The organism is Citrobacter sp. C6_1 (assembly GCF_014596835.2).
Taxonomy (GTDB): Bacteria; Pseudomonadota; Gammaproteobacteria; order Enterobacterales; family Enterobacteriaceae; genus Citrobacter; species Citrobacter pasteurii.
In genome coordinates this window covers 291,582-303,818 of record NZ_CP115031.1, presented here as the reverse complement: position 1 = coordinate 303,818, position 12,237 = coordinate 291,582, and the positions used below count along the sequence as shown (strand labels likewise).

Here is a 12,237-nt window from a genome sequence, read left to right as displayed (position 1 = left end):
TTCATTAACAAACCATTACGCCAGTTGACGTAACATGCGGCGCAATGGCTCCGCAGCACCCCAAAGCAGCTGGTCACCTACGGTAAAGGCTGACAGGAACTCCGGTCCCATATTCAGCTTACGTAGACGACCTACTGGCGTGGTCAACGTGCCGGTAACGGCCGCCGGGGTTAACTCACGCATAGTGATTTCACGATCGTTTGGTACCACTTTCGCCCACGGGTTGTGCGCCGCCAGCAGTTCTTCCACGGTCGGAATAGACACATCTTTTTTCAGTTTAATGGTGAACGCCTGGCTATGGCAGCGCAGCGCGCCGACGCGCACGCACAAACCATCAACCGGGATCACCGAAGACGTGTTGAGAATTTTGTTGGTTTCCGCCTGCCCCTTCCACTCTTCACGGCTCTGGCCGTTATCGAGCTGTTTGTCGATCCACGGAATCAGGCTACCGGCCAGCGGTACGCCAAAGTTATCAACCGGCAGTTCACCGCTACGGGACAGGGTCGTTACTTTGCGCTCGATGTCGAGGATAGCAGAGGAAGGCGTCGCCAGTTCATCGGCCACATGGCTATACAGATGCCCCATCTGCGACAGCAGTTCACGCATATGGCGCGCGCCGCCGCCGGAAGCCGCCTGGTATGTTGCCACGGATACCCAGTCAACCAAATCATTGGCAAACAGGCCGCCGAGCGACATCAGCATCAGGCTAACGGTGCAGTTACCGCCGACAAAAGTCTTAATGCCTTTGTTCAGACCGTCGGTAATGACATCCTGGTTAACCGGATCGAGAATGATGATGGCATCGTCTTTCATGCGCAGTGAAGAAGCCGCGTCAATCCAGTAACCCTGCCAACCGCTTTCACGAAGCTTTGGATAGATTTCGTTGGTATAATCGCCGCCCTGACAGGTCACGATGATATCGAGCGCCTTTAGCGCGTCCAGATCATAAGCGTCCTGAAGCGTGCCGGTCGCGGATCCACCGAACGTCGGTGCCGCCTGCCCGAGCTGGGAAGTAGAAAAGAAAACAGGGCGAATGGCGTCAAAGTCGCGCTCTTCAACCATGCGTTGCATGAGAACAGAGCCGACCATACCGCGCCAGCCGATAAAACCAACATTTTTCATAGCGTTTTTTTCCTGCAGAGATGTGTGCTGTGTATGCTAACCAGTATCCTACTGGCCTATCCTTCACCATACAAAAAGCAGCCAAAGTCGCAAGTGAAATTAATCAATGATAGCGAAGCCATCAGTAATGCGACTTATCCCGCTGCGCAAGCAAGCAGAAAGTCCGTGGTAATTATCAGGGAATTTGAGTTATGAATGAAATCATTTCAGCGGCAGTTTTGTTGATCCTGATTATGGATCCGCTCGGAAATTTGCCCATTTTCATGTCCGTATTAAAACATACCGAACCAAAACGCCGCCGCGCGATTATGATTCGCGAGCTGTTTATTGCGCTGTTGGTGATGCTGATATTCCTGTTTGCGGGCGAGAAAATTCTGGCATTTCTTAACCTGCGCGCGGAAACCGTGTCGATCTCCGGGGGCATCATTTTGTTCCTGATCGCCATTAAGATGATTTTCCCCAGTGCCACCGGGAATAGCACCGGACTTCCGGCAGGCGAAGAGCCGTTTATCGTACCGCTGGCGATTCCGCTGGTAGCAGGCCCAACAATCCTGGCTTCATTAATGCTGTTGTCGCATCAATACCCTAATCAGATGGGGCATCTGGTGATTGCGCTGCTGATCGCCTGGGGCGGTACGTTTGTGATTCTGTTGCAGTCGTCGCTGTTTTTACGCCTGCTGGGGGAGAAAGGGGTGAACGCGCTGGAGCGCCTGATGGGGCTGATTCTGGTGATGATGGCCACCCAGATGTTCCTCGATGGCGTACGGATGTGGATGAAGGGGTGATGTACTCGTTTCACGCCGGGTGGCGGCTTCGCCTTACCCGGCCTACGATGTGGATGTGTGCTCATTTGTAGGCCCGGTAAGCATAGCGCCACCGGGCAATCAGCGCCGTGAATGTGTTTATGAGAAACACCTCAATCATCTAATCCCCTGAAAAAACGTATTTTCATTTCTGCGAAGCGCCTTCCGGAATGCCCTCTTGTCAGCATCGTGGATAAGCCTTATCTTCTCGCTGCACCTGCAAAATCAGGTGTCAGAATTAGCCTTCTGAAAATCATACTGGCGACATATACTTCTATGTCGTGCGACCGATTTCGTCTCAATGGCGGGTCGAGCGGAGGCGTCGCAAGACGCGCCGGTATCCAGTATGACCGGTAAGGCTAACTCCGCTCGATTCCGCCACCCGCGAGATTAGCCTCTCCGGTGGTGGTTTAAATAAAACATACTGGAGGCTGCCCTATGGCGACTACCCCTCTCTTTTCACACTCTTTATTTACCCTGCCCTTTAGCCATGCCACGGACTTCACCGAACTGGCGGATAACTGCGAGCGTTTTGTCGAAGGACTGGTTGAATGCCATGACCCGGTTGAAAAACTGGCGATTTGTGCACGTTTGTCGGCCTGTCTCGCATTATTGCAACCGACCTTAACGGAGCCTGTACCGCAGCATCTGCAGGCCAGTCTGACGGTAGAAACATTCCCGACCCGTTTTCCCCTTTTCGAGCCTGAGCCCGACCAGATGGGGCGTTACTGCCAGCTTTTGACGCATTTGCTGATGAGCAAAACGCTTTCTGATGATATGGAGCGAGTGGCGGGTGATTTGCTACAGGATTTGGTGGACTATTTCGCTGATACGCTAAAAGCGCCGCGCTGGCTGAAAACAGAAGAAGGGGTAGTCGTGCTGTAAAAAAGCCGGGTGGCGCTTGCGCTTACCCGGCCTACGATGTGGATGTGTGCTCGTTTCCAGGCCCGGTAAGCGCAAGCGCCACCGGGCAACAAGATTCAGCTCAGCAGCTGGAAGGCAATCATACCGACAATTGCGCCGACCGTGCCGAGGATGGTTTCCATCATCGTCCAGGTCTTCAGCGTTTGCGCTTCGGTCGCACCGGTAAATTTACCGAACAACCAGAAACCGGCATCGTTAACGTGGCTTACCACGATAGAGCCGCCCGCGATACAGATAGACAGTGCCGCCATCTGTGCGCCGGAGAAGTTTAGCTGTTCAATCACCGGCATCACCAGGCCAACCGCCGTTAAGCACGCCACGGTCGCAGAACCCTGAATGATACGCACCGCCGCCGCCAGCACGAAGCAGGTAATGGCAATCGGCAGACCCATTCCGGTTAACGCTTCGCCCAGCGCCGGACCGACGCCGGAATCAACCAGCACCTGCTTGAATACACCACCGGCACCAATCACCAGCAGAATAATCCCCGCGGGCTGCAGCGCGTGACCGCAGATCTCCATCACTTTGTCTTTTGGCATACCCTGGCGAATCGCCAGGCCGTAAATCGCCACCAGACACGCTACCAGAATCGCGGTAAACGGGTGACCGATAAACTCGAACCATTCATAGGTTGTAGAACCGACCGGCACAAAGCGCGCGGCGATAGTTTTCAGACCAACCAATACCAGTGGCAGCAGGATCAGCGACAAGCTAAAGCCGAAGGACGGCATTTTACCTTCGCCCAGATGCGGCTCGGTAATGTCATCAGGAATGTTCAGCTCAACGTAACGGCTGATGAAATTACCCCACAGCGGCCCGGCGATAATCATGCCCGGAATCGCGGCACACAGGCCAATCAGGATCATCCAGCCAAAGTCAGCGTGCATCTGTGAAGCCAGCAGCATTGGCGCAGGCCCCGGCAGGAGAAACGCCGCCGCCGCCGCCACACCCGCAAACAGCGGAATGACTAATTTAACCAGGTTGGTACCGGTGTGGCGCGCCATCGAGAACGCCACGCTAATCAGCAGCACAATCGCCACTTCAAAGAACAGCGGCAGCGCGCAAATCAGACCGGCCAGGCCAATCGCGTAATGTGCGCGGCTGTGGCCGAAGGATTTCAGCATTTTGACGGCAATTTGATCGACTGCACCGGTCTCATGCAAAATCTTGCCGAACATCGCCCCCAGCGCCACAACAATCGCCAGGAAACCGAGCGTGCCTCCCATCCCTTTTTCCATGGTCGCAGCGATTTTATCGAGCGGCATACCGGAAAAGAGACCTGCACCAATAGACACCACCATCAAAGCAAGGAAGGCGTGCATACGCGCCTTCATCACTAAAAACAGCAGTAATAAAACGGACCCTACTGCTGTTAAAACAAGCGTTAATGTACTCACTACTTACTGCCCTGGTTAATAACCTCAATGGTGCTGGCGACCACACCGTCCAGTGGTTGATCGATATCGACCACCAGTACATCGTTTTCATTCGCACCTGGTTCTTCCAGCGCTTCAAACTGGGTCACCAGCATCTGCGTTTTGAAGAAGTGGCCTTTACGCGCTTTCAGGCGGCTTTCGATAACGTCAAAATCCCCTTTCAGATAGATGAAAGAGAGGTTCGGGTTACCGTCGCGCAGCTGGTCGCGATAGACTTTTTTCAGAGCGGAACAGACGATCAGCGAAACCTTGTTGGTACGCTGCATCGCAAAGGCGGCGTCGTTTAGCGCCTGTAACCACGGTTTACGGTCATCATCGTTGAGTGGCTCACCGGAAGCCATTTTCATGATGTTGCTGCGCGGATGGAGAAAATCGCCATCAAGAAACGCGGCCTGCAGGTGATGCGCCACTTCACTGGCGACAGCAGATTTACCGCTGCCCGATACGCCCATCAGAACGTAAACGTGGTGATCATGATTAGTCGTGCTCAAAGCGTTGCCCCCACTGGTACAAGAATCTGGAAATTGTTACGGGTAACTGTTATCGGTAACATTGTCCAGCCGGATAAATAGAGAAGCAATATCCATTCGTGCCCGAAGTGTATAAGTGTGAGCTACTTCAAACTTGTTGGCTTAAATAGATCCGCCCGGTGACAAGGTGAAACCTAAATCTAACATTTTTGGTGTGACTGCTTCACCACGGATGCGCGCCAGCAGGCGTTCAGCGCCAATGCTGCCCATGCGTTCACGCGGCGTGAGCACGCTCGCCAGACGCGGCTCCATCACCTGTCCGATGTCGTGACCGTGGAATCCGGCAATCGCCATGTCATCCGGGATTTTTAGCCCTAAACGCTGGCATTCGAAGGCCGCCCCTACCGCCAGGTCATCGTTGGTACAGAAGACGCCATCGAGTTGCGGGTATTCACGTCGCGCCTGACGGATGAGTTCAATACCGGAGGAGTAGGAAGAAGACTGTTCCACCATTACGCTGTACGGCACCAGGTTGGCATCGCGCATTGCCTGCTCGTAGCCTCTCTGTTTGATGATAGTACGTTCATCAAGACGTGCGCCAAGATAGGCAACATGACGGTGCCCGCGGGCAATGATCGCGGCAGTCATTTGGCGCGCGGCTTCGAAGTTGTCAAAACCGACGGCGATATCCAGACACGGGGACTGGCTGTCCATCAGCTCAACCACCGGGATACCGGCGACCTCAATCATTTTCAGGGTACGAGGCGTGTGGCTACGTTCGGTAAGGATCAGGCCATCAATATTCCACGACAGCATCGATTCCAGACGCTCCTGTTCCATCTCGGGCTTATAGCCGTAGTGCGCCAGCATGGTCTGATACCCATGGGCGTCGGTAACGGCCTCAATACCGCGTAGCACTTCAGCAAAAACCTGGTTGGTAAGAGAGGGCAACAGGACGCCGATAGCACGGCTGGTGGCGTTAGAAAGGATATCAGGAGCGCGATTGGGAATATAACCCAGCTCATCAAGTGCAGCGGCAATTTTGCCCCGCAGCGCCACGGAGACCTGCTCCGGATTACGCAAAAAGCGGCTGACCGTCATTTTGGTCACGCCCACGCGGTCGGCTACATCCTGAAGTACGGGTCTTTTCTTTTTCATCGTCCTGAAGCGTTAAAAAGGGATAGATTCCCCCAGTTTACCACGGACGCACGGAATTAATGACAAACGATGAAAAGCCGGATGGCAACGCTTTCGCGTCTTATCCGGCCTACATCAGGTTACAGCACGTTATACAGGCGGCAGGTCAAACAGTAACACTTCGCTGTCGCTGTCGGCATGAATAGAAATAGCCTGCTCATCCCAGATTGCCAGACCATCGCTGGTGGTCGCTTTGGTTCCGTTAATGGTGACGTTGCCTTTAACGACCTGGATCCAGACGCGACGTTCAGCGGCAATCTGATGTACCGACTGCTCATCTTTAAGCAACGCCCAACGGTACAGCTCCATATCCTGGTACACTTTCAGCGAACCATCGCGGGCATCCGGCGACAGCACCAGTTGTTTACCCTGAACAGCATCGAAACGACGTTGCTCGTAACGCGGCGTAATACCATTTTCCTGCGGCATGATCCAGATCTGATACAGATGCAGCTTCTCAGTATTGCTCGGGTTGTACTCCGAGTGACGGATCCCCGTCCCGGCGCTCATAATCTGGAACTCACCGGCAGGAACCTGCTCTTTGTTGCCCATGCTGTCCTGATGTTCCACCGCGCCTTCCAGCACGTAGGTCAGAATTTCCATGTCTTTATGGGGATGAGTACCAAAGCCCTGACCTGCGTCGATCACGTCATCGTTAATCACGCGCAGTGCCGAGAACCCCATAAAATTCGGGTCATAGTAGTTGGCAAAAGAGAAGGTATGCCAGGAATCGAGCCAGCCATGATTCGCATGACCGCGGTCGTTAGCTTTGCGTAAATAGATCATTGTGTTCACCCCCAGATGTTTTCGATGGAGTAAGTGTGGACTCAATCCGCCCGGGATCATAGAGGGTGAAAATTGACTCCTCTGTTCAAAAAATATGAACAAGCCCAGAGGAGTGTGTGCAAGCTATTTGGCAAGGGTTATCGTCGCCGGAGACGCCTGTTCAAAGGCGCGTTCGAGAAGTTCCAGGTTGGTAAGAACTTCAGATTCCTTGACGTAATTAGGCGTACCGGCGGTCAGCGTCTGGTATAGCGCATCATAGACGCGACCATAGTCCCCGACTTCCGGTTTCATCTCTTCTTTTACCGTCAGGCCGTCATCGTTGACATACTCCAGTACCCCGATGGAATCGTCAGCAGCGAAACCTAGCTCACCCGGCATGATATTGGCCTTCAGGCTGGTTTCCTGCTGATCGATGCCGTACTTCACAAACGAGCCTTTGGTGCCGTGAACGATAAATTTCGGATAGTCGATTTTCACCAGATGACTGGTTTTAACAATGGCTTTCAGGTCGCCGTAAAACAGCTGTGCTTCAAAGGTATCGTCCGGGTTCGCTTTATTACGCAGGCTGCGGATGTCATAGGCCACATGATCGGGGCGTCCGAACAGCGAGATAATCTGATCCATGGTGTGTACGCCCAGGCCATAAAACGCGCCGTCCTGCGGCAGTCCCGGCTTAGTTTCCGCCACCGGACGGTAGTAATCGAAATGGCTTTCAACCTCAACAATTTCGCCGAGTTTGCCGCTCGCAATCGCCTTTTTAGCGGTGAGGAAGCAGGAGTCAAAACGACGATTCTGATATGGCGTAACGGTCAGCCCTTTGCTTTGCGCCAGTTCGAACAGCACTTTTGCTTCTGCCAGCGTCGGCGTGAACGGTTTCTCAACCAACACGTTTTTACCCGCCTCCAGCGCACGTTTGGCGTAGTCAAAATGGCTGTCAGCATGAGTACAAACGATCACTAACTTCACCTGCGGATCGTTTAAGATCTCGTCGAGGTCACTGGTGAAGTGAATATGCGAATACTGCGGCGCCTGCTCTTCCGGTTTCGCGTTGCGGCGGAAAATATGTGCGACATGCCAGCTGTCTTTGCGGTTGAGGACGTAAGGTAAATGGTAGCGAGTGGTACTTTTACCAAAACCAATAAATGCGCAGTGTAAGGTCATGAGACAATCCTTTTGAAGATGATTATCTACACCATAGCGCAAAGCGGCTGGAGACTGAATCCATCCTGTCATCGTGCCGGATGCGGCGTTGCCTTATCCGGCCTACAAAGCAGATGCCTCAAGCTCAAGCTCGGGCGTCAGTGGCGCAGGCAGATTATTCACGGCCTGCGCGCAGCAACCGGAGCGTACACAGAGTACGTGAGGATTGCGAGCACAGCCCGGGATTAAGCTGACAAGCAAACTAGCCCGAAACCCAGCCTCAAAAAAAAAGCCAGCAAAAGCTGGCTAAAGTAATACTGGAAGCAATGTGAGCAATGTCGTGCTTTCAGGTTCTCCGTAGGGGTTCCCCTGAACGCAGAGCAATAATAATCATTCTCATTCGCACTTGTCTACTTCTTTTTGCAAAAAAATGCAGTTGACGGAATTTTCTTTCTCAGCGAGGGTAAAGACTCAATTAACCCTGAAGGAGATAAGGAATGAGTGAGATAGTGATTCGCCACGCTGAACCTAAAGATTACGACGCCATTCGTCAGATCCATGCCCAGCCGGAGGTGTATCACAACACGCTACAGGTTCCTCATCCTTCCATGGAGATGTGGCAAGAGCGACTAACCGAACGGGTCGGAATCAAACAACTGGTCGCGTGCATTGATAATATCGTCGTCGGACATCTCTGCATCGACGTTGCTCAGCGCCCCCGCCGCAGCCATGTCGCCGATTTTGGTATCTGCGTTGATGCCCGCTGGCAGAATCGCGGCGTTGCCAGCGCGCTTCTCCGTACGATGATCGACATGTGCGACAACTGGCTACGCGTCGACCGTATCGAATTAACGGTGTTTGTTGATAACGAACCTGCGGTTGCGGTCTATAAAAAGCATGGCTTTGAGATCGAAGGGACAGGTAAGAAATACGGCCTGCGCAACGGCGAGTACGTGGATGCGTATTTTATGGCACGCGTGAAATAAATTTAAGGGCGAGTCTTATCGCCCTGCTTATTGAAAGGACGCAATAGTGAAAAAGTTTGTTCCCCTGGTTTTACTGGCCTCGCTCTCCCCAGCTTTTGCCACTACCGTACAAAATCTCGATGCCGTACCCGGCGTTATTCAACATACTGAAGGTAAACAGATTTTTGCTGAGCAAATGGCAGGGGCAACACCTGCGAAAGGATTTGGTGAACTTCCACAGGGATTATCAGAGAACCAGTGGATTGGCTGGGTTGCGCCGAACGAAAGTCCTAATAATCTGATCCTCACCGGCGCCAAAGCCTGGGGAAAAGAGGGTAAATATATTGGTATTGCCTGTTTTGCTGACAATCAGGCCGATGCCGGGCAGGCAAAAAAGTACGCGGATAACACCTGTCCGGAAAACTACAACAACGGACGCGCCAATAAATTATATCTCGGCGTTTTCTCCTGGCAGAACCAACAGCTGCAGCCGATTGCCCGCTCGGAAAAACCATTAAACCAGATCTCAGCGTGGAATAAAGCTGCCGAGAAAGAGAGCGATGATGAGTCCGTCAGACCGCTGGCTTATTATACAAAATTGGATCTGGCACCGTACCGGATCGCTCCCGATACTCTGGCGTTCGGGGTGCGCGGTGGCTACTCCGATGCCTACTCCGGCGGCGGGGCGTTTTATGAAGTGCTGGAACTCTACACCATCAAAGACAGCAAGATAATCAACGTGTTTTCTGACCTTGTTTATTACTATTCGGATATCGCCGGAGACTGGAATAAAGACGGCACAAGGCAGCACGACATCAGCGAGAGTAAGTACATCCTGAAATTGCGGTCGGCAAAGACGCAGGGATTTTATGATTTAGAGGTCGTGAACCTGCAGGATTAAAGCAGCCAAATATTTCACTGGTCTGAATCACTGCAACAGTATGTTCCTTAACGGACGAATAAGGCCTGCAACGTTCAGAACGATGCAGGCCATCAATATGGAATAAAAAACATCAACACATATTCAATTAATAATTCATAGTTATTAAATATACAAACACTTGCCCCACACATTATTTATATTCAGATTATCCTCAACAAAACCCACTTAAAATGAAACGTTTTGTTTCTGCTATATACGAACACCATCAAAAAGCGTAATTAAAAATGGAAGAATAAAAACCTCCGTTTTACAATAACACGTAATAAAAGGATAAGGATGTCATGAGTGATATCGTCTATCTGATGGTTTCGGGGCAACAGCAGGGTGCTATTTCTGACGGATGTGGAACCACTGCATCTGTGGGTAATCGCTGGCAAATCGAACACGAGGACGAAATCTTTGCCTTTTCGCTCGCTAATAGTATAACCAGTACCGGCAAAGGCTCTCAGTTGCACGGACTACGCTTTTGTAAGCTGATCGATAAAAGCACGCCATTGTTTGTTAATGCGATTAACAACAACGAACAGTTGTATATGGAGTTTTATTTCTACCACATCAATAGATTCGGTAGATGAGAGAAGTATTATTATATTCAACTGCGGGGAGCATTCTTATCCAGTATTCAACACCAGTTCAGTGAAAATAGTTTAGATACAGAAACAATAACCATCAGCTATGAATACATCCTCTGCAAACACCTTGTTGCCAACACTGAGTTCAGCTACCTGGCGTTGCCTGAGAACTACAACCGCCTGTTTATCCCCCCTCCAAAAACTCCCGCAGACAACGGCCTCAAAACGTTAAACAGCAAAGGGGTTGGCAGACTGCTTGCCGCCGGAGGGATCTACAACGGGAATATCGAAGGTTTCAGGGAAACGGCAGAGAAACTGGGAGGTGATGCGCCAGCGGGTTACGACCAGGTTATGAACGATCAAACAAAAGGAACCATAATAGCCTTAGCCTCAATCGCATCTGTTTTTGGAATGGGTCGGTTAGGATTAGCTTCGGAAGTGGAAAAGCTCGGACAGGTAAAAGTCAGGAAGCCACTATCAGTTCCAGATAACATTGATGCAACTACCATTGCGACAACAGGACAGAATTACCGTGCGATTGCCGCCGGTGTGGAGGACTTGAGTGTTGCACAAATAAAAACTCTGACACAATTGCCCAAAGTGGGCTCAAGAATTATTGTAACCAAAGACTTTGGGCAGAATGATTTAGCGGCACTTAGTGCTGCTACAGGCGACGAGTTTGCAATGTTCACAACAGGTGGTAGAAGATTGATTATTCGCGGAAATGCAACCGGAGTACCGATAGGTGCTGTCGAAGCTGAAGAGCTTGCAGCTAAAGGCTGGCGATGGTCCAGCCATGTTCATCCAGATGGGACATTAAGATCGTCTCTTGGTGATAGAGCGATTTTAAAGATATTTAGGGATCACAATTTGAATAGTAAGAGTTCTATATCTGACCCTTATGGACGCAGATTTAACTTTTCACCTGATGGCGATTTAATTAGCCCTGAATGGAGACCATAGAATGAAAAAAATACCGTTAGACGTTTTAGAGCAAAAAGCAAAAAAAATAAGCAGAGACACATTAGGTGATTATATATTGCCAGACGATATATTTTCGCAATTGGTATTAGGAACAATTATTGATGGCGATGATAGAGTTTTTGTTTTATTCATACCTAAAGAACTTGCAAAAGATGCAATAGATATTCTCAGAATAAGAATGAATATTTACTCTGGGGAGGGTTTTGTTGAATATGTTGGGCTTGAGCGAAAAAAGAAATAGATCAACGATAAAGCTTCGTACAGTCAGGAGGATCTCTATGATCACTTACGAAGAAGCCATAAACAAAGCCAATAAGTACCTTAGCGATGCGGATGCTCCTGTCGTCATCACACTCCACGGACGGTTTGCAGAAGGTTGGTTTTTTTGCTTCGAATCGAGGGAATACCTCGAAACCGGAGACAACGCTTCCCGCCTGGCAGGAAATGTGCCTTTCATCATCGATAAAGATAGCGGTGAAATCGTTGATTTAGGTACTGCCTGGCCGCTGGAGAAATATTTAAAAGACTACGAAACGAGCAAAACAACACGAAGCTAAGCTCACTCGGATACGATCAACTATGATAACTGAAACAGAATTTAACGTACTGAAAGTTATGGCCGAAAAAGATATTAACTGGAACTGGATAGCTCTGGATCGTGCGCTTTATACGAGAAACGTTCCTGGATTTGGTAACGTTGCGAATATCGTAACGAGCCTTGTCAATAGCGGATTGGTTGATGTTGTATATGGCGAAGATAAATCAAGACCACGCTACAAAGTAGCCCAAAATGGCTTTAACTTGATCAAAGAGCAACAGCATCTTTTTTAGTTTGAAATATTATGTTCGCTAAAAATTAAACTGTCCAAATCAGCCCTCTCCGACCGAAGAGGGC

The 12,237-nt window shown here is 50.6% G+C and carries 13 protein-coding genes and 1 pseudogene; 8 read left to right on the top strand and 6 right to left on the bottom strand.

Annotated elements, in window-relative coordinates:
• Positions 1-15 precede the first annotated feature (15 nt).
• Positions 16-1,122, bottom strand: a complete 1,107-nt coding sequence (asd, locus tag IB196_RS01490; protein WP_040231713.1) for an aspartate-semialdehyde dehydrogenase — start codon at positions 1,120-1,122, stop codon at positions 16-18.
• A gap of 191 nt (positions 1,123-1,313) precedes the next feature.
• On the opposite strand from asd, the gene yhgN reads away from it, so the two are divergent.
• Both yhgN and IB196_RS01480 read left to right on the top strand, forming a co-directional pair.
• A complete protein-coding gene (gene yhgN, locus IB196_RS01485) occupies positions 1,314-1,907 on the top strand; it encodes an NAAT family transporter YhgN (RefSeq protein ID WP_003023480.1) in 594 nt (197 codons plus the stop codon).
• Between the two features lie 456 nt (positions 1,908-2,363).
• Positions 2,364-2,810, top strand: a complete 447-nt coding sequence (locus tag IB196_RS01480) for a hypothetical protein (protein WP_005121606.1) — start codon at positions 2,364-2,366, stop codon at positions 2,808-2,810.
• 95 nt (positions 2,811-2,905) lie between these two features.
• On the opposite strand, the gene gntU is transcribed toward IB196_RS01480, so the two are convergent.
• The 5 genes from gntU to IB196_RS01455 form a co-directional block, all read right to left on the bottom strand.
• Complete coding sequence (gntU, locus tag IB196_RS01475; RefSeq protein ID WP_005121605.1) at positions 2,906-4,246, bottom strand: gluconate transporter; 1,341 nt, start codon at positions 4,244-4,246, stop codon at positions 2,906-2,908.
• A complete protein-coding gene (gene gntK / locus IB196_RS01470) occupies positions 4,246-4,776 on the bottom strand; it encodes a gluconokinase (RefSeq protein WP_149691836.1) in 531 nt (176 codons plus the stop codon). Before gntK ends, gntU begins: the two co-directional genes overlap by 1 nt.
• A gap of 141 nt (positions 4,777-4,917) precedes the next feature.
• On the bottom strand, positions 4,918-5,913 hold the full coding sequence (gene gntR / locus IB196_RS01465) for a gluconate operon transcriptional repressor GntR (protein ID WP_008786351.1): 996 nt from the start codon (positions 5,911-5,913) through the stop codon (positions 4,918-4,920).
• A 129-nt stretch (positions 5,914-6,042) separates the two neighbouring features.
• Positions 6,043-6,738 carry a quercetin 2,3-dioxygenase gene (yhhW, locus tag IB196_RS01460; RefSeq protein WP_005121602.1) on the bottom strand — a complete coding sequence of 232 codons (696 nt, stop codon included), beginning with the start codon at positions 6,736-6,738 and terminating at the stop codon, positions 6,043-6,045.
• Between the two features lie 123 nt (positions 6,739-6,861).
• Positions 6,862-7,899, bottom strand: coding sequence for an oxidoreductase (locus tag IB196_RS01455; protein ID WP_188232002.1), 1,038 nt, complete (start codon positions 7,897-7,899; stop codon positions 6,862-6,864).
• 476 nt (positions 7,900-8,375) lie between these two features.
• On the opposite strand from IB196_RS01455, the gene yhhY reads away from it, so the two are divergent.
• From yhhY to IB196_RS01425, 6 genes and pseudogenes are all read left to right on the top strand, one after another.
• Positions 8,376-8,864, top strand: a complete 489-nt coding sequence (yhhY, locus tag IB196_RS01450) for an N-acetyltransferase (protein WP_005121599.1) — start codon at positions 8,376-8,378, stop codon at positions 8,862-8,864.
• Between the two features lie 46 nt (positions 8,865-8,910).
• A complete protein-coding gene (locus IB196_RS01445) occupies positions 8,911-9,744 on the top strand; it encodes a hypothetical protein (protein WP_188232001.1) in 834 nt (277 codons plus the stop codon).
• Between the two features lie 323 nt (positions 9,745-10,067).
• Positions 10,068-11,321, top strand: a pseudogene (gene tssD / locus IB196_RS01440) (type VI secretion system tube protein TssD).
• Position 11,322: 1 nt separating this feature from the next.
• Entirely contained in the window at positions 11,323-11,583 is a 261-nt protein-coding gene (locus IB196_RS01435) for a hypothetical protein (protein ID WP_049014310.1), read from the top strand.
• 37 nt (positions 11,584-11,620) lie between these two features.
• Positions 11,621-11,899, top strand: coding sequence for a YrhB domain-containing protein (locus tag IB196_RS01430; RefSeq protein ID WP_049014308.1), 279 nt, complete (start codon positions 11,621-11,623; stop codon positions 11,897-11,899).
• 22 nt (positions 11,900-11,921) lie between these two features.
• Positions 11,922-12,173 carry a hypothetical protein gene (locus IB196_RS01425; RefSeq protein WP_049014307.1) on the top strand — a complete coding sequence of 84 codons (252 nt, stop codon included), beginning with the start codon at positions 11,922-11,924 and terminating at the stop codon, positions 12,171-12,173.
• Positions 12,174-12,237: the final 64 nt, after the last annotated feature.

Bases quoted from the DNA above. Each gene is read 5' to 3' on its own strand.
- IB196_RS01480 (WP_005121606.1), top strand. From the start codon at position 2,364: ATGGCGACTACCCCTCTCTTTTCACACTCTTTATTTACCCTGCCCTTT.
- yhgN (WP_003023480.1), top strand. From the start codon at position 1,314: ATGAATGAAATCATTTCAGCGGCAGTTTTGTTGATCCTGATTATGGAT.
- IB196_RS01455 (WP_188232002.1), bottom strand. From the start codon at position 7,899: ATGACCTTACACTGCGCATTTATTGGTTTTGGTAAAAGTACCACTCGC.
- yhhY (WP_005121599.1), top strand. From the start codon at position 8,376: ATGAGTGAGATAGTGATTCGCCACGCTGAACCTAAAGATTACGACGCC.
- IB196_RS01435 (WP_049014310.1), top strand. From the start codon at position 11,323: ATGAAAAAAATACCGTTAGACGTTTTAGAGCAAAAAGCAAAAAAAATA.
- gntR (WP_008786351.1), bottom strand. From the start codon at position 5,913: ATGAAAAAGAAAAGACCCGTACTTCAGGATGTAGCCGACCGCGTGGGC.
- asd (WP_040231713.1), bottom strand. From the start codon at position 1,122: ATGAAAAATGTTGGTTTTATCGGCTGGCGCGGTATGGTCGGCTCTGTT.
- IB196_RS01430 (WP_049014308.1), top strand. From the start codon at position 11,621: ATGATCACTTACGAAGAAGCCATAAACAAAGCCAATAAGTACCTTAGC.
- yhhW (WP_005121602.1), bottom strand. From the start codon at position 6,738: ATGATCTATTTACGCAAAGCTAACGACCGCGGTCATGCGAATCATGGC.
- IB196_RS01425 (WP_049014307.1), top strand. From the start codon at position 11,922: ATGATAACTGAAACAGAATTTAACGTACTGAAAGTTATGGCCGAAAAA.